Origin of the sequence: Microbacterium sp. Leaf161, assembly GCF_001423645.1 — a bacterium.
Classification (GTDB): domain Bacteria; phylum Actinomycetota; class Actinomycetes; order Actinomycetales; family Microbacteriaceae; genus Microbacterium; species Microbacterium forte.
The window spans coordinates 590,380-605,826 of the sequence record NZ_LMOW01000001.1 but is presented as its reverse complement, the minus strand read 5'-3'; the positions used below and the strand labels follow the sequence as shown (position 1 = coordinate 605,826).

Below are 15,447 nucleotides of genomic sequence, written 5' to 3'. Positions count from 1 at the left end.
CGCGACGGCGACCGCATCAGCCCTTGACTGCACCGGTCAGCCCTCCCACGATGCGCCGCTCGAACAGGCTGAAGAAGATCAGCGCCGGGATCATCGACAGCGATGTGAACGCGAGCACCTTCGCGGTGTCCACGGAGTATTGGGATGCGAATGACTGCACGCCGAGGGGCAGCGTGAACGCCGCATCGTCGTTGAGGATGAACAGCGGCAGCAGGTAGCCGTTCCAGCTGCCGATGAACGCCAGGATGCCCGTGGTGATGACCCCGGGGAGTGAGAGCGGCAGCACCATCCGCCAGAAGAACCCGATACGACTGCATCCGTCGATGAACGCGGCCTCCTGGATCTCGTCGGGGATGGCGCGCAGGAACGGCACGAGGATGATGATCGTCGTCGGCAGTGCGAACGCGATCTGGGGCAGGATCACTCCGCCGAGCGAGTTCATGAGCCCGAGACTGCGCACCACGATGTACAGCGGGGTGATCGCCACGGTCAGGGGGAACATCAGCCCGGCGGCGAAGAATGCGTAGAGCACCCCGCGGCCGGCGAACCGGTATCTCGCGAGGACGTAGGCCGCCATGAGACCCAGGGCCACCGTGCCGACGGTGGTCGCGAGAGCGACGATGGTCGAGTTGCCCACGAGCCGCCAGAACACGCTGCCGGTGAGCACGTCGAGGTAGTTCGACACCACCCACGGCTGCGGGAACCCGGACGGATCGGTCGTGATCTGCGCGTTCGTGCGGAACCCGCCGGTGATGATGTAGGCGATGGGCGCCAGCATCAGACCGACCGCGATCAGCGCGACGAAGTACACGGCGGGGTTGGCCCACGGCAGCCGCGGCTTCGCGACGCGACCCGTGCGGGCCTTGCGCTGGGTGACGAGCACCGAGGTGGCGGTCATCGGACGGACTCCTTCTGTGTGGTGGCGTCGGCAGTCGCGTGGGCGTCGGCGTCGGCCTCCTGCGGCGCGGCGTCCTGCCGCGCACGGGATCGGGTGCTCTTCTTCCGGCCGGAGGCACCGGTGAGGGCGCCGTCGGTGTCCTTGCGCAGCACGGCACGCTGATAGATGAGAGCGACCACGAGCGAGATGAGGAAGAGCACGACCGCGACCGCGTTGCCGTAGCCGTAGTTGCCGGCGTTGCGTCCTTCGGAGACCATGTAGGTCGCCATCGTCGAGGTGCCGGCGGTGGAGGCGATGTACTGCCCCCAGATGATGTAGACGAGGTCGAACAGCTGCAGCGAGCCGATGATCGACAGGAACGCCCAGATGCGCAGAGTGGGTGCGAGCAGCGGCAGTGTGATCCGCCACTGGATCTGCCAGTAGGACGCGCCGTCGATGGCCGCGGCCTCGTTCAGCTCCTCGGGAATGCCCTGCAGGCCGGCGAGGAACAGGATGACCGCGAAGCCGACGTACTTCCAGGTGATGATCGCCATCAGCGTCCAGATCGCGATCCCGGGGTCCGACAGCCAGTCGGTCGCCAGGAAACCCAGACCCATGTTGGTCAGCATCGCGTTGAGCGCGCCGTTGGTCTGCAGCATCAGGCTCCACCCCGTGCCCACGACGACCTCGGAGATCACGTAGGGCACGAAGATCAGCACGCGGATCAGCGACTGGCCTCGCATCTTGCGGTTCAGCAGCAGCGCCAGCACGATGGCGACCGGACCCTGGAGCACGAGGGAGAACACCAGGATGAAGCCGTTGTGCGCGAGCGCGTCGTGGAAGAGGGGATCCTGAAGGATCGTGAGGTAGTTCTTCAGCCCGACGAAATCGGTGGGTGGGCCGTAGCCCTGCCAGCTGAAGAACCCGTAGTACGCCGCCATCAGCACCGGGAAGATGACGAAGGCGAGGAAGACGAGCAGGGCGGGCCCGGCCAGAAGCATCACTTCCAGCCGGGCACGCGTGTCACGCTTTCGCTGCGGCATCCTGCACAGCCTTGACCAGGTCCTCCGCGCTGCTGTTGCCCGCGAGCAGGTCGACCACCGCGACGTTCAGCGCGTTGCCCACGTTCTGGCCGTAGACCGTGTCGAGCCACTGCGTCGCATACGGAGCCGCGTTGTAGGCCTCGAGGATCGTCTGCAGGTAGGGCTCGGTGACGGCCTCCTGAGCGACGGTGTTGACCGGCGGTGCGTTGAAGGCCTTGTAGTACGCCGTCTGCACGTCTGACGTGCCGATGTAGTTCAAGAAGTCCACGCAGGCATCCGGCGCATCGACCGAGCACGAGTAGCCGTCGACGCCGCCCATCATCGAACCGGGCTCGCCGTCTCCGCCCTCGACGTCGGGGAACGGGAACCAGCTGAGGTCGGCCAGCGGCTTCTGGTCAGGGGTGAGCGAGCCGATGACTCCGGGGTTCCAGGCGCCCATGAGCTCCATCGCGGCCTGGTGGTTCGCGATGAGGCCGGCGGAGCTGCCGGCGCCCTGCTGTGCCGGAGTCGTCAGGAAGCCCGAGTTGAAGGGCTCGGTCTCGGCGAACGACTGCAGGTCCTCACCCGCACGCACCCAGCACTCGTCGCTGAAGTCCATCTCGTCTGCGGCCTTGGCGAGCGTGTCCGAGCTGCACTCGCGCAGTGCGAGCCAGTAGTACCAGTGCGCGGCGGGCCAGGCGTCCTTGGCGCCCAGCGCGATCGGGTCGATGCCGGCGCCCTTGAGCGCGACCGTGGCCTCTTCGAGCTCGTCGAGGGTGGTCGGGTTCTCCTTGATACCGGCCTGATCGAAGAGGTCCTGGCTGTAGAACAGGCCGCCGGGCAGCACGGCGACGGGCATGGCGTAGATCTTGCCGTCGAGGCTGTTTGCCGAGTACGACGCGTCGGGGATCTCGTCGGCGGCAGGTCCCGAGATGGCGTCGGTGAGGTCCTTCAGCTGGCCTGCCTTGACCATCGCGGCCATCTTGCCGCCGCCGCGCTGCAGGAAGATGTCGGGGGCGTCTCCCGAATTGAGGGCGGTCTGCAGCTTGCCGTCGAGATCCTCGTTCTGGATCGACTGGATGTCGATCGTGACGCCCGGGTTGTCCTTCTCGAAATCGGCGACCGTCTGCTCCCAGAACTCCACTCCCGGGCCTGTCGTGGAGTTGTGCCAGAGGGTCATGCTGGTGTCGCCGCCGTCGCCGGTGCCGGACGAGTCTGCGGTGCAGCCCGAGAGCGCGAGCGCTCCGACCGCCATTGCTGCGACCGCGGAGGCGAGGGGGAGCCTTCTGCTGTTCATGTGATCGTTCTCCTCATCGAGTTGCGCGCCGCTTCGCTGCGGGGCGCCTGCGGACGCTCAGTCGAGACCGCAGTGGCATGAGTCTCCAATCGGAGCACTCGTCCGTCAAACGTTTTCGAAAACAGTTTCCATATATCGCTGTGCCGGACTACGCTGGCGTCTCATGGGGGGCCGAACGACGATCCACGATGTCGCGAAAGCGGCGGGGGTGTCGGTGTCGACCGTCTCGAAGGCGGTGAACGGGCGATACGGGATCGCAGATGCCACGGTGCAGCGCGTCCTCGACGCGGTGAAGCAGCTCGGGTACGAGTCGAGTCTCGTCGCGAGCAGCATGAGGGCACGGCGCACGGGGGTGATCGGCGTTCTCCTGGCGGACTTCGAGCCCTTCAGTGCCGAGATCCTCAAGGGCGTCGGCTCGGCCGTGCACGACACGGCGTTCGACCTCCTCGCCTACAGCGGGTCGCACCTCGGCGCAGGCGACGGCTGGGAGCGGCGATCGCTGAGCAGGCTCTCGGGCACGCTGATCGATGCGGCGATCATGGTCACCCCCACGGTCGTGAGCGCCGGCACCGAGATCCCGGTGGTCGCGATCGATCCCCACACGGGCCGGGCCGACCTGCCCACGGTCGAATCCGACAGCTTCGGCGGCGCTCTCACGGCGACCAGACACCTGATCGAGCTCGGCCATCGCCGGATCGGATTCGTCGCTGGCCGCCCGGATCTCCGATCCGCCGGGCTCCGTGACGCCGGCTACCGCAGGGCCCTCTCCGACGCGGGGATCCCGCTCGATCCGTCACTGGTGGGCATCGGCCGCTACGAGCTCGACGCGACCAGGGAGTCCGCCCGCATCATGCTGAGCGGCGAATCCCGACCGACGGCGATCTTCGCGGCGAACGACCTGTCGGCGATCGCGGTCATCGATGTCGCTCACGAGCTGGGGCTGCGGGTGCCGGATGATCTGTCGGTGATCGGGTTCGACGACGTGCCGGAGGCGACCAGAAGGGCGCTGCCGCTCACGACGATCCAGCAGCCGATGCGCAGACTCGGGGCCGTCGCAGCCGACATGGTGTTCACGCTGCTCTCGGGGCAGGAGATCGACGAGATGCATGTGATCCTGCCGACGCGGCTGGTGGTGCGGGCTACGACCGCCCCGCCCCGGTGACCTGCGCTCTCGTGGCTTCCGCTCCGGTGGTTTCCGCTCCCGTGGCTTCCGCTCCCGTGACTTCGCGCACGCGCTGCCACGCGGCATCCGACAGCTCCGTCGACAGCCTCAGGAACTCGGCGATGCTGTGCCTTCCCGGCCAGTCGGCCGGCAGCATCGAGGGCGGCAGGCCCGGATCGACGTAGGGCAGCACGCGCCAGCGGTCGATCAGCTGCACGTAGGCGGCGAACGGCGCCTCCGGAAGCGTCTCGAGCGACGACTGGAACTCGAGGTGCTCGACGCGCAGGGCGTCGAGGTCCCACCAGTCCGCGGCCGCCTCGGGCAGGGTGCGCGCGGTCGTCGGAGTGCCGGCCTGGAACAGTGTCACCCACTCACTGGCGTCGAGATCGTCGACGACCTCGAGAACCTCGCCCTGCAGATGCCCCGGGCAGATCCACAGGGCGGGAGACACGACACCCGCCCCGATCCACTGCAGGCGACGGCGCAGCTGGTGCCTCGTGGCGCGGGCGCTCTCGGGCATCGAGAAAGAGATGAGGCACCAGCTGTCGGCATCCGTCATCTCGCGCATCTCGAAGATGCGTCGATCGCCCCGCTCGAGCATCGTGGCGGCATCAGGGTTGAGCCGATAGCCGACGGCGTGTCTGCGCTCGGCGAGCAGCAGTCCCTTCTGCTTGAGGCGGGTGACGCCGGTGCGCGCCTGCGCCGTGGGGATCCCGAGATCGCCGGCGAGCGCGACCAGATCGGCCGCCGAGATCCAGCCGCCGAGCGGTCGCAGATACAGCCCCACCAGGGTGCGCAGCAGCGATGCCGTGCTGCCCGGGCGTGCATCGATGTCGTCGAGCACGGGTCCCGCGGCGATCTGCTCGGTGGGCTCAGCGGTCATGCGACTCCAGGGCGTCGCGCACAGCGAGGACACCGGTGAGCGTCTCGGCATATGAGGTGCTGAGCGGCGAGAGCCCCAGGCGGATGCCGTCGGGGAAGCGGAAGTCGGGGATGATGCCGTCGGCCCACAGGCGCTGCGTCACGGCGCGGAAATCAGGGTGGCCGATCGTCACGTGGCTTCCTCGGAGTGCGGCGTCGCGCGTGCTGAGCAGCCGCACGCCGAGCGGCGCGAGCGCCTCGTCATAGGCACGGACGGCGAAGTCGGTGAGTGAGAGCGACTTCTCGCGGATCGCCTCGATCGACGCCTGCTCGATGAGGTCGAGCATGCCCTGCATCGCGAGCATGGAGGTGATCGGGGGAGTGCCGCTGAGCAGCTGCCGGATGTCGCCGGCCGGGACGTACTCCGGTCCCATCGCGAAGATGTCGGCGGCGCTCCACCAGCCCTGGATCGGCTGACGAAGGACGCCCTGGTGCTCGCGTCGCAGGTAGGCGAACGCGGGGGAGCCGGGGCCGCCGTTGAGGTACTTGTACGTGCATCCGACCGCCATGTCGACGCCCCAGGCGTCGAGCTGCATCGGTATCACGCCGGCCGAGTGGCAGAGGTCCCACATCATGAGGGCTCCGACCTCGTGCACCGCGGTCGTGATGCCTGGCATGTCGGCGAGGGCGCCGGAGCGGTAGTCGACGTGGCTGAGAGAGACGAGCGCCGTGCGCTCGGAGATGGCGGCGACGACATCGGCGATCTGCACGCCGAGCACCGGGTCGGGCTCGATCCAGTGCACGGTCATGCCGGTCTCAGCCGCGACACCCTCTGCCATGAACCGGTCGGTGGGGAAGTTGCCCGCCTCGATCACGAGCTCGGTGCGCGACGGGTCGGCGGTCGCGCTGGCGCGCATCAGCTTGTAGATCAGCACGCTCGTGGAGTCGGCCACGACGGTCTGGCCCGCGGCGGCGCCGAGCGTGAGGCTGCCGATGCGATCGCCGAGCTCCATCGGCAGCGCCATCCACTGCTCGTCCCACGAGCGGATCAGCCGGGTGCCCCAGTCGTCGCGCACGAACGCCGCGAGCTTCTCGGGTGTGTCTTTCAGTGGCCGCCCGAGCGAGTTGCCGTCGAGGTAGGCGCCGACGCCCGGAGCGTCGGCGAACGCCTCGAGGTGGGCGTGCAGCGGGTCGGCGGCGTCGAGGGCGCCGGCGAGGTCGTGGAGCGAGCCTTCGATGGTCGCGGCATCGCGGGTGTCGGTCATGTCAAGCCTTCAGATCGGCGCTGGTCAGCGGGCGGGCGAGTGTCGGGTCGGCATCGGTGCCGGGGAGCCTCAGGAGAAGTGCAGCAGGGTCGAGAGGGTTCTGCGGTGCGAGGGCGCGCAGCAGGTCGATGCCGTCGAGACCCGCGTCGCGGAGGGCGGCGAGCTCGGCGGGGTTCAGACCGACGGGCATCGGGCCGTTGCCCATGTCGGTGCCGTAGAGCACGATGCCGCCGGCGGCATGGAAGCGGCGGACATTGTCGACCGCAGTGGCGTGCGTGTCGCCCTCGTGGACAGCGAGCGTCGAGATCCACGAAATGGATGCTGCCTGGGCGGTGACCTCCGCATCGTCGAGTCGCTCGGTGAACGGGGCGTGTGCGAGGCGCGCGGCGCCGAGACGGGCTGCTCGCTGCGCTCCTCCTTCGCCTTCGGCATGGGCGACGACGGGGAGGCCACGTGAGGCGGCGGCCTCGACGATCGCGCGGAACAGGAAGTCGCTGAAGACGGGCCCGGCAGTGCTGTTGTTCGCGACCTTGATGCAGGATGCTCCGGCATCCGCCATCTCCGCGACGGCCGCGGTGGCTGCTGCGGTGTCTGCGATCTCGCGGAAGGACCCCGCTGGGGCCCAGTCGCGGTCGCTCGGGTAACCGCCGACGGGCGTGAGGAACGCACCCGCGAACGCGACCGAGACGAAACGCGCCGCGCCTTCGGTCAGCGCGGCGACCGCCGCAGGGTTCCCGCCGAGGTCGATCACGCGTCCGAGAGTCGAGTCATGCAGCAGTGCGTGATCGACGAGCTGGAGGTGCACGTGGTGGTCGGTGAAGCCGCCGACGATCACGCCGTCGAGCCTCGGCAGGTCGGACAGACGCAGATCGGATGCCGGTGACCCGGCGCGCAGCAGCATCCGTCCGTCGATCATCTCGATGGTGCCGTCGCGCCATTCCTCGCCATCGAAGAAAGTCGCAGCGTTCATCAGCCGCCGATCTCGGTGCGCACGGTGTAGAGCTCGGGGAAGAACGTCAGGTCGAGAGCGCGCTGCAGGAAGCCGACACCGCTCGAGCCGCCGGTGCCGACCTTCATTCCGATCGTGCGGGCGACGGTCTTCAGGTGGCGGAAGCGCCAGAACTGGAAGTTGTCTTCGAGGTCTACGAGGTCTTCGCAAGCCTCGTAGAGGTCCCAGTGCTGTTGATGGTTCTGATAGATCTCGCGGATCGCGGGCACCAGTTCGGGGGTCTCGCGGTAGGGGAGGCGCACGTCGCGCTCGAGGATCTCGGCCGGGATCGGCAGGCCGCGCCGCGAGGCGTAGCGCAGGAACTCGTCGTAGAGCGTGGGCTTGTGCCACTCGGCCGTGAGCAGCGCGAGGTTGGCGGGGTGGTCGGCGAAGACGCTGAGCATCTTCTCGTTCTTGTTGCCGAGGGCGAACTCGACCGCGCGGTACTGCACCGACTGGAAGCCCGAGGAGTTGCCGAGCGCTCCGCGGAACTGCGCGTACTCCGTGGGGGTGAGGGTCGCGAGGATCGCCCACTGCTGCGTCATCACGTCTTGGATGCGCTTGACCCGGGCCACCCGCTTCAGTGCCTCGCGCAGGTCATCGCTCGCGAGCAGTTCGCGGGCGGATGACAGCTCATGCAGCAGTTGCTTCAGCCAGAGCTCGGTGGTCTGGTGCTGGATGATGAACAGCAGCTCATCGTGGTGCTCGGGGACGCTGACCGGATTCTGAGCGGTGAGCAGCTGGTCGAGCGACAGGTACGACCCGTAGGTCATGCGGCCGGACAGATCGGTGACGATGCCGGCCTCGAGCTCACGCTCGTTGTTCTCGGTGCTCATGGGTCGCTTCCTGTCGTGACGGACAGGCCAAACATATAACAATCGTGGCGAGCGTCACAATAGTGAAATGTCGCGCTGGTGCTTCTCGACGTAGGCGCGCTCTCGCCGCTCTCGCCGCTCTCGCCGGCCGCGCAGACCGGCGAGGACTCCGTCGATGATGATCCGGATCGCGACATTGATTCCGATCGGGATCAGGAGAACGAGGACGATGCCGACGGCGATGAGCCCCACCCAGAACGGCAGCACGAAGAGCGCGAATGGGATCGCCCCGTTGTCCATGCGCTCAGCGTAGACCTGGAGCTGACAGCGTCACAGGGAGAAGTCGCGCTGATGCCTTCTGATGTAGGAACGCTGCCTGCGGCGACGGTGGCCGGTCACGATGCGGTTCTTCACTCCGAGGAGCAGGGCGTTGACCCCCGCAGAGGCGCCGTGCAGCAGTGCGACCGCAGCGAGGAAGAGCCCTAGACCGAAGGGCAGGAGAAGGAAGAGCAGGAACACCCCGTTGTCCATGCGCTCAGCGTAACCCCGGGTGCCGGTTTCTCAGAGCGCCGGCGTCCTCGGCGGCGGGGTGCGGCGTTCGCCCGGTGCGCCGATCGCCTCGAACGCGGCGGCGAGACGCAGCAGCGCCGTGTCGTCGTACGCCCGGCCGACGAACGTGAGTCCGATGGGCATGCCGATGTCGGACATGAGTCCCATCGGCACCGTCACAGTCGGGATGCCGAGGTGGCGCACGGTCAGGTTGCCGTTGGCGATCCAGGTGCCGTTGCGCCATCCGAGGTCGGCGGAGGCCTCATTCACGTCCATGTCGGCGGGGCCCACATCGGCGACGGCCGGGAACACGACCGCGTCGAGCTCGTGCTCGTCCATCCATTCCTCGAGGTCGAGGCGACGCGTCTCCTCCAGGCCGCGCAGGCCGTCGGCGAGCTCGGGCATGTCCTGCAATCCGATGCCCGGGTTGGCGCGCACCCACTCGGGATATTCAGCGATGTCGTCGTCGAAGCCCGTGTAGCGGTCGGGAAGTGCGCCCTCCGGGTGCGGGAAGATCGTCGCTCCGTCGACGGTGGCGAGTGTGTGCAATCGGGGGTCGCCGTTCGCCTGCAGGAAGTCCTCCCACCCCCACGCAGACAGGTCGACGATCTCCCGTCGCAGATAGTCGGGCGACACGAGACCGCGCGTCGCGATGGTGGGTGCACCCGGTCGGTCGCCCTCGTAGTTCGACACCACGGGGAAGTCGACCTCGACCACGGTCGCGCCGGCGGACTCGAGGTCGCGTCGTGCGGACTCCCAGCGCTCGATCACCGAGGCGCGCGTCTCGATCCGCTGCCCTGTGGGGCCACCGATGCCCGGTTCAGCGGCGGTGCCGGCATCCGGGTCCGCGTTGATGTACATGCGGGGGATGCCGATGCGGATGCCGCGCAGGGCTGTCGCCGCCTCGGCGGCCAGGGCGTCGTACGACTCCGGGCGCACCTCTGAAGAGAGCGGCAGCGTCACCCACGGCTGGGCGCGCCAGAAGTCACCGCGCGTCTCGGCATCGTCGGCGACGATCACGTCGAGCACCTCGAGCAGGTCGGCCATGGTGCGCGCATGCGGCACGACGACGTCCATGGTCGGCACGAGCGGCCAGTTGCCGCGGGTCGAGATCACGCCGCGCGAGGGCGTGTAGGCGCACAGGGCGTTGTTGGTCGCGGGACCGCGGCCGCTCGACCAGGTCTCCTCGCCCAGGCCGAACGCTCCGAAACTCGCGGCCGTCGCGGTGCCCGATCCGTTGGAAGACCCCGAGGCGAAGGGCGCGGTGAGGAAATCGGCGTTGTACGGACTCTCGGCCCGGCCGTAGACCCCCCGCTGCATGCCGCCGTTCGCCATCGGGGGCATGTTCGTCAGCCCGAGGCAGACCGCACCGCCCGCCCGCAGGCGTTCGATCGTGAACGCATCGCGCTGCGCGACGAGCTCGGCGAAGGCGGGGCTGCCGGCGGCGGCGGTCAGCCCGCGCACCAGGTAGCTGTCCTTCGCGGTGTACGGGATGCCGTCGAGCGGCCCGAGCGTCTCGCCGCGTGCCCGTCGCGCATCCGATGCCGCCGCCTCTGAGCGGGCGTCCGGGTTGCGGACGACGACGGCGTTCAGAGCCGTCTCGGTCTCCGAGCCGTCGTAGGCGTCGATGCGCGCGAGGTAGGCGTCGACGAGCTCGACGGCGGTGACCGCGCCGGTCTCGAGCGCTCGCCGCAGCTCTGCGACGGAGGCCTCGACCACGTCGATCATGCGGGAACCCCGACGCTCGGCTGCTGCTGGGTGATGCAGTGGATGCCGCCGCCGCGGTCGAACAGCGGGCGCGCATCGACCGTGACGACCCGGCGCCCGGGATAGACGTCGGCGAGGATCGCCCGTGCCGCGGCATCGGCCTGCTCGTCGCCGAACCCGCAGGCGACCACGCCATCGTTCGTGACCAGGTGATTGACGTAGCTCCAGTCGACGAAGCCCTCGTCGTCGCGCAGGGTCGCCGGCGCTGGCAGGTCGACGATCTCGAAACGGCGACCAGCGGCATCGGTCTGCTGCTCGAGATGCGCGCGCAGCTGGCGCGTCACCGCGTGGTCCGGGTGCTCGGGGTTCTGCTGCTCGTGCAGCAGCAGTCGGCCGGGGGAGACGATCGTCGCGACGATGTCGACGTGCCCGTTCGTGCCGAAGTCGTCGTAGTCGCGGGTGAGGCCCCGAGGCAGCCACACGGCCTTCGTCGCCCCGAGCGTGCGCGCCATCTCGGCCTCGACGCGTGCCTTGTCGGCGTAGGGGTTGCGGCGCGGGTCGAGCTGCACGGTGTCGGTGAGCAGCACTGTGCCCTCGCCGTCGACGTGGATCCCGCCGCCTTCGTTCACCAGGGTCGAGCTCACGAGCTCGGCGCCGACCGCTCCGGCGATGATGCGGGCGTGCTGCGCCGCCTTCTGCCACTGCGCCCACGCGGGGGCGCCCCAGCCGTTGAAGATCCAGTCGACCGCGCCGAGCACTCCGGGACGCTCGTCATCGATCACGAAGGTGGGGCCGGAGTCGCGCATCCAGAACTCGTCGACGGGCGCCTCGACGATGTCGATGCTGCTGCTGAGCATCCGCCGAGCGCGGGAGACCTCGGCGGGGTCGACGATCATCGTGACCGGCTCGAACTCGGCGACCGCGTGGGCGACGGCCGTCCAGGTGTCATAGCCCTCGTCGCGCTCGGACGCCGTCTCGCCCAGCGTCGGCCCCTCGGCGGGGAACGCCATCCAGGTGCGATCGTGCGGTGCGGTCTCGGCGGGCATGTGCCAGGCCATGATTGTCTCCCTCGCTGCTGATCGCGACCTCGGGAATGAGGGGCCGTGATCCCTATTGAACACGTGATCAACGAGTGATACGGTAGCCCGTGATGAAGACCACGTCAAGAGCCGCCGCGCCCCGTCGGCTGCCGCCGGAAGAGCGCGAACGCTCCATCGTCGACGCCGCCGTCTCGCTGGCAGGGGAGAGCGGGCTCGAGGCGCTCACAGTGCGTGCGGTCGCGGCCAGGGTCGGCGTCACGCCGGCTCTCGTCGCGCACTACCGGCCCGTGATGGAGTCGTTCGTCGCCGAGGTCTTCACCACGATCGTCGCGGCCGAGCGAGACGAGGTCATCGCCTCGTACGACCCGAGCGTCGACCTGCGCACGAACCTGCTGCGGCTCATCGAGACGCTGCTCGACGACTCGCGAGACGACGTCGCGATGGTGTGGGTGCAGTCATGGGCGCTCGGCGCCCGCAACGAGGCGCTCGGCGCCAGGGTGCGCACCGAGATGGACCTCTGGCACAGCGCCCTCGAAGACCTCATCGCCCGCGCGGTCGCCGAAGACCCGATGCTGAGAGAAGGCCCGCTGCAGGTCGACCCGGACTCGTCGGCGTGGATGCTGCTCGCCATGGTCGACGGCATGAGCGCCCACTCGCTCGTGCACTGGGCGCCGCGCGATCGAGCCGATCTCGCTCGCCGAACCCTCTCCGCAGTACTCGACGTTCCGATCGTCGAGCCCGCACAGCCCGCAGAACCCCTCAGGTAAGGACAGCTCATGGGAGCAGAACGCATGCACGCGGCCTCGGCCGAATCGACGGCCATCGTCGACGCGGTGCTCGACTACTCGCGCCGCCGGATGCTGGCGGCCGATGTGCCGCTCGACAAGCCCCAGTCGCCGGCCGAGCTCGATCGTCTGGTCGGGACGACGATCACCGACGCCGGTCTCGGTTCGCAGCGCGCGCTCAGCGTGTTCGAGCACATCCTCGCCCCGGCCTGCCTGACGACGAGCCACCCGTCGTATCTGTCGTTCATCCCGACCGCCCCGACGATCGCATCGATCGCCTTCGACCTCGTGGTCTCGGCATCCGGCCTCTATGGAGGCAGCTGGCTCGAGGGCGCAGGAGCCGTGCACGCCGAGAATGAGGTCCTCTCGTTCCTGGCGGCCGAGTTCGGCCTCCCCGACACCGCCGGCGGGGTGTTCGTGCAGGGTGGCACGATCGGAAACCTGTCGGCGCTCGTCGCCGCACGCGAGGCGGCGAAGGCGAAGCTGCTCGAGGCGGGCGAAGAGCTCCCTCGTCGCTGGAAGATCGTCTGCAGCGTCGAGGCTCATTCCTCGAACAAGTCGGCGGCCAAGGTCATGGATGCCGACGTGCTGCTCGTGCCTGCGGGCGACGACGGGATGCTCAGAGCGGATGCCGTGCGTGAGGCGCTCGCCGAGCACGGCGATGAGATCTGCGCGGTGGTCGCCACCGGCGGCTCGACCAACTTCGGCATCGTCGACGACATCGCCGGCATCGCCGCGCTGAAAGACGAGTTCGACTTCTGGCTGCACATCGACGGCGCCTACGGGCTCACCGCGATGCTGGCGCCCGAGGCCCGTGGCATCTTCGCGGGAGTGGAACGCGCCGACTCGGTGATCGTCGATCCGCACAAGTGGCTGTTCGCCCCGTTCGACTGCTGCGCGCTGCTCTACCGCGACCCCGACACGGGGCGCCGAGCGCACACGCAGCACGCCGAGTACCTCGACACCCTCACGGACGCCGGTGACTTCAGCCCGTCGGACTACTCGATCCAGCTCACTCGGCGCCCTCGGGGGCTGCCGCTGTGGTTCTCGCTCGCGACCTACGGCGTGGCCGCCTACCGCGAGGCGGTGAGCGCGACGCTCGCCCTGACCCAGCGGATCGCCGCAGAGATCGCGGCCCGCCCAGAGCTGAGGCTCGTGCGCGACCCGCAGCTCTCTGTCGTCGTGTTCGAACGCGAGGGCTGGGAGCGCACCGACTACGACCGCTGGTCCGACGAGCTGCTCGACACGCAGCGAGCGTTCGTGGTGCCGAGCTCGCACGGCGGGCGACCGAACACCCGCTTCGCGATCCTCAACCCGCTCACGACGTTCGACGACCTCGTCGGCATCCTCGACACGATGAAGTAGACCGGCCGCAGACCCCCTCAGCGACTGGTGTGGGCGTCGAGGAAGTCGATCGTCTGCTGCAGCGCCGTCTGCGCGTCTGGCATGTCGAGGTGGAACTGATACTCGTGCGGCAGGGCCGGCTCGTGCGCCGCCGGCCAGAACAGGGTCGTGACGTCGACCCCCAGCTCGTCGAGACGCTTGGCCATCGGGATCGACTGCAGCCAGGTGAGCCCATCGCCGTTCCCACCCGAGATGTATGTCGTCGGGAAGTCCTCGGTGACCCAGTCGATCGTCGACATCGTCGAGCCCGTCGCGCCCTCCGCCCAGGTCTTGGTTCCCGCGTACGCCCACATCGACGTCTTGAGGCCCCAGCCGACGACGCCGTCGAGCGATGCGAGTGCCGCGAGGTCGTACACCCCGCAGTTGAGCACGGTCGCCACGACCTGCTCGGCCTTCAGCGCCGGCGTGATGCCCATGATCTCGGCATAGTCGGGGCTCGTCATGAGCGTCGCCATCTGACTGGCCAGCTGGCCGCCGGCGGAGTCGCCGGCGAGCACGATCTGGTTCGGATCGACGTTCAGCTCATCGGCGTGCGCGTCGATGTAGGCGAGCGCGTCGTTGAGCTGGTGCACCGCGAGCGGATACTCGCCTTCGGGCCCGATCGTGTAGTTCACCGCGATGGCGGTGTAGCCCTCGGCCGCGAGGATGCGCATGTAGGGGTCGACGTTCTCCTTCGACCCCGAGATCCAGGCGCCGCCGTGGATCCAGACGACCGTCGGCAGCGGCCCGGTGGCGGATGCCGGTGTGAAGACGTCCATCGTGGTGTCGGCGCCGCCGTCGGCATAGGCGACGTCGAGCTGCTCGGTGAGCGCCGTGTCGGGGACGTGCTTCTCCATCTCGGCGGCGGTCTCGTCGCCGCCCTTCGTGAACACCGAGCGGATGAGCATGGCCGAAGGCCAGGGGGTGAGCGCGCCGATGATCGCCACCACCGCGGTGACGAGGAGGACCAGCCCCACCGCCACCTTCGTGCGGTGCCACGGGCGTCGAGCCCTCTTCGGGCGGTCGGACTCGTCTTCGTGCGCGCTCGTGGTCATGGAAACCCCTCTCCGCGCATCATCTTGGCAGCATTCCGGTAGGCAGGCATCCGCTCGGGCGCGCGTGCGGTCAGGCGGCCGTGAGCCCGGCGATGATGCGATCCATCGCATAGTCGAACGCCTCGTCGACGTCGCCGCCGAGACGGAACATGCCGGCAAGCTCCATCTGCAGGAACCCTGTCGCCCAGGCGGTGAAGAGGCGGGCGGCGTCGAGAGCATGCTCCGGTCCGACGAGGTCGGCGCAGGAGCGCAGCACCGGAGCGGAGGTCCGGTGGAGGGCGTCTTCGGGTGCGGACGCCGTGAACAGCAGACGGAACGCCTCGGGGTGCTCGTGTGCGAAGGAGCGGTAGGCGGCGGCGAGGAGGGGGAGCTCGTCGCCCGCGGTCTCGAGTCGGCTCGTCAGCACATCGGCTGAGGCCTCGGCGACCGCCGTCAGCAGGGCGTCGCGATCCCGGATCCGTTTGTAGAGAGAAGGTGCCCGCACTCCGACGCGCTCGGCGACGGCCTGCATGGTGAGTCCGGCGGGGCCGGCGGTCTCGAGGATGTCGCGGCCGGCGTCGACGATGGCCGCCAGCGAGGTTCTTTCGGGGGTCGGCATCGGGGCTCCTTCATGGCTATTGACAATAGCTATGATAGCTACG

General features: G+C 68.7%; 16 protein-coding genes. 3 read left to right on the top strand and 13 right to left on the bottom strand.

What is annotated here, in order from left to right; translation table 11 throughout:
• Positions 1 to 16: 16 nt before the first annotated feature.
• From ASF87_RS03010 to ASF87_RS03000, 3 genes are read right to left on the bottom strand one after another with little or no spacing between them, the layout of a single operon-like run.
• Positions 17 to 898, bottom strand: a complete 882-nt coding sequence (locus tag ASF87_RS03010) for a carbohydrate ABC transporter permease (protein WP_153302245.1) — start codon at positions 896 to 898, stop codon at positions 17 to 19.
• Positions 895 to 1,920, bottom strand: a complete 1,026-nt coding sequence (locus ASF87_RS03005) for a carbohydrate ABC transporter permease (RefSeq protein WP_082508735.1) — start codon at positions 1,918 to 1,920, stop codon at positions 895 to 897. The genes ASF87_RS03010 and ASF87_RS03005 overlap by 4 nt, the downstream gene beginning before the upstream one ends.
• Positions 1,901 to 3,196, bottom strand: coding sequence for an ABC transporter substrate-binding protein (locus ASF87_RS03000; protein WP_056374043.1), 1,296 nt, complete (start codon positions 3,194 to 3,196; stop codon positions 1,901 to 1,903). Before ASF87_RS03000 ends, ASF87_RS03005 begins: the two co-directional genes overlap by 20 nt.
• A 163-nt stretch (positions 3,197 to 3,359) precedes the next feature.
• On the opposite strand from ASF87_RS03000, the gene ASF87_RS02995 reads away from it, so the two are divergent.
• Entirely contained in the window at positions 3,360 to 4,358 is a 999-nt protein-coding gene (locus ASF87_RS02995; protein ID WP_042540058.1) for a LacI family DNA-binding transcriptional regulator, read from the top strand.
• Here the strand turns inward: ASF87_RS02995 and ASF87_RS02990 are convergent.
• The 8 genes from ASF87_RS02990 to ASF87_RS02955 are packed head-to-tail and all read right to left on the bottom strand — an operon-like array spanning position 4,336 to position 11,601.
• On the bottom strand, positions 4,336 to 5,241 hold the full coding sequence (locus tag ASF87_RS02990) for a PaaX family transcriptional regulator (RefSeq protein WP_082508734.1): 906 nt from the start codon (positions 5,239 to 5,241) through the stop codon (positions 4,336 to 4,338). The genes ASF87_RS02995 and ASF87_RS02990 overlap by 23 nt on opposite strands.
• Positions 5,231 to 6,484, bottom strand: a complete 1,254-nt coding sequence (locus ASF87_RS02985) for a kynureninase (RefSeq protein WP_056374041.1) — start codon at positions 6,482 to 6,484, stop codon at positions 5,231 to 5,233. Before ASF87_RS02985 ends, ASF87_RS02990 begins: the two co-directional genes overlap by 11 nt.
• 1 nt (position 6,485) lies before the next feature.
• Entirely contained in the window at positions 6,486 to 7,454 is a 969-nt protein-coding gene (locus ASF87_RS02980; protein ID WP_056374039.1) for a hypothetical protein, read from the bottom strand.
• Positions 7,454 to 8,308: a tryptophan 2,3-dioxygenase gene (locus tag ASF87_RS02975; RefSeq protein WP_042540062.1), complete on the bottom strand. Its 855-nt coding sequence runs from the start codon at positions 8,306 to 8,308 to the stop codon at positions 7,454 to 7,456. Before ASF87_RS02975 ends, ASF87_RS02980 begins: the two co-directional genes overlap by 1 nt.
• A gap of 54 nt (positions 8,309 to 8,362) precedes the next feature.
• A complete protein-coding gene (locus ASF87_RS02970) occupies positions 8,363 to 8,587 on the bottom strand; it encodes a hypothetical protein (protein WP_056374037.1) in 225 nt (74 codons plus the stop codon).
• A gap of 30 nt (positions 8,588 to 8,617) precedes the next feature.
• Entirely contained in the window at positions 8,618 to 8,818 is a 201-nt protein-coding gene (locus tag ASF87_RS02965) for a hypothetical protein (RefSeq protein ID WP_056374035.1), read from the bottom strand.
• Positions 8,819 to 8,848: 30 nt separating this feature from the next.
• Complete coding sequence (locus ASF87_RS02960; protein WP_056374033.1) at positions 8,849 to 10,564, bottom strand: amidase; 1,716 nt, start codon at positions 10,562 to 10,564, stop codon at positions 8,849 to 8,851.
• Complete coding sequence (locus ASF87_RS02955) at positions 10,561 to 11,601, bottom strand: agmatine deiminase family protein (RefSeq protein ID WP_056374031.1); 1,041 nt, start codon at positions 11,599 to 11,601, stop codon at positions 10,561 to 10,563. The genes ASF87_RS02960 and ASF87_RS02955 overlap by 4 nt, the downstream gene beginning before the upstream one ends.
• A gap of 92 nt (positions 11,602 to 11,693) precedes the next feature.
• On the opposite strand from ASF87_RS02955, the gene ASF87_RS02950 reads away from it, so the two are divergent.
• Positions 11,694 to 12,350, top strand: coding sequence for a TetR/AcrR family transcriptional regulator (locus ASF87_RS02950; RefSeq protein WP_056374029.1), 657 nt, complete (start codon positions 11,694 to 11,696; stop codon positions 12,348 to 12,350).
• 9 nt (positions 12,351 to 12,359) lie between these two features.
• Positions 12,360 to 13,733, top strand: coding sequence for a pyridoxal phosphate-dependent decarboxylase family protein (locus ASF87_RS02945; RefSeq protein ID WP_056374027.1), 1,374 nt, complete (start codon positions 12,360 to 12,362; stop codon positions 13,731 to 13,733).
• A gap of 17 nt (positions 13,734 to 13,750) precedes the next feature.
• Here ASF87_RS02945 and ASF87_RS02940 read toward each other — a convergent pair whose 3' ends face one another.
• Together ASF87_RS02940 and ASF87_RS02935 are read right to left on the bottom strand one after the other, a co-directional pair.
• Positions 13,751 to 14,806, bottom strand: a complete 1,056-nt coding sequence (locus tag ASF87_RS02940; RefSeq protein WP_056374025.1) for an alpha/beta hydrolase — start codon at positions 14,804 to 14,806, stop codon at positions 13,751 to 13,753.
• Between the two features lie 70 nt (positions 14,807 to 14,876).
• A complete protein-coding gene (locus ASF87_RS02935; RefSeq protein ID WP_056374024.1) occupies positions 14,877 to 15,404 on the bottom strand; it encodes a TetR/AcrR family transcriptional regulator in 528 nt (175 codons plus the stop codon).
• Positions 15,405 to 15,447 lie beyond the last annotated feature (43 nt).

Excerpts from the sequence above, each read along its gene's own strand:
- ASF87_RS03010 (WP_153302245.1), bottom strand. The coding sequence starts at position 898 with ATGACCGCCACCTCGGTGCTCGTCACCCAGCGCAAGGCCCGCACGGGT.
- ASF87_RS03005 (WP_082508735.1), bottom strand. The coding sequence starts at position 1,920 with ATGCCGCAGCGAAAGCGTGACACGCGTGCCCGGCTGGAAGTGATGCTT.
- ASF87_RS03000 (WP_056374043.1), bottom strand. The coding sequence starts at position 3,196 with ATGAACAGCAGAAGGCTCCCCCTCGCCTCCGCGGTCGCAGCAATGGCG.
- ASF87_RS02995 (WP_042540058.1), top strand. The coding sequence starts at position 3,360 with ATGGGGGGCCGAACGACGATCCACGATGTCGCGAAAGCGGCGGGGGTG.
- ASF87_RS02990 (WP_082508734.1), bottom strand. The coding sequence starts at position 5,241 with ATGACCGCTGAGCCCACCGAGCAGATCGCCGCGGGACCCGTGCTCGAC.
- ASF87_RS02985 (WP_056374041.1), bottom strand. The coding sequence starts at position 6,484 with ATGACCGACACCCGCGATGCCGCGACCATCGAAGGCTCGCTCCACGAC.
- ASF87_RS02980 (WP_056374039.1), bottom strand. The coding sequence starts at position 7,454 with ATGAACGCTGCGACTTTCTTCGATGGCGAGGAATGGCGCGACGGCACC.
- ASF87_RS02975 (WP_042540062.1), bottom strand. The coding sequence starts at position 8,308 with ATGAGCACCGAGAACAACGAGCGTGAGCTCGAGGCCGGCATCGTCACC.
- ASF87_RS02970 (WP_056374037.1), bottom strand. The coding sequence starts at position 8,587 with ATGGACAACGGGGCGATCCCATTCGCGCTCTTCGTGCTGCCGTTCTGG.
- ASF87_RS02965 (WP_056374035.1), bottom strand. The coding sequence starts at position 8,818 with ATGGACAACGGGGTGTTCCTGCTCTTCCTTCTCCTGCCCTTCGGTCTA.
- ASF87_RS02960 (WP_056374033.1), bottom strand. The coding sequence starts at position 10,564 with ATGATCGACGTGGTCGAGGCCTCCGTCGCAGAGCTGCGGCGAGCGCTC.
- ASF87_RS02955 (WP_056374031.1), bottom strand. The coding sequence starts at position 11,601 with ATGGCCTGGCACATGCCCGCCGAGACCGCACCGCACGATCGCACCTGG.
- ASF87_RS02950 (WP_056374029.1), top strand. The coding sequence starts at position 11,694 with ATGAAGACCACGTCAAGAGCCGCCGCGCCCCGTCGGCTGCCGCCGGAA.
- ASF87_RS02945 (WP_056374027.1), top strand. The coding sequence starts at position 12,360 with ATGGGAGCAGAACGCATGCACGCGGCCTCGGCCGAATCGACGGCCATC.
- ASF87_RS02940 (WP_056374025.1), bottom strand. The coding sequence starts at position 14,806 with ATGACCACGAGCGCGCACGAAGACGAGTCCGACCGCCCGAAGAGGGCT.
- ASF87_RS02935 (WP_056374024.1), bottom strand. The coding sequence starts at position 15,404 with ATGCCGACCCCCGAAAGAACCTCGCTGGCGGCCATCGTCGACGCCGGC.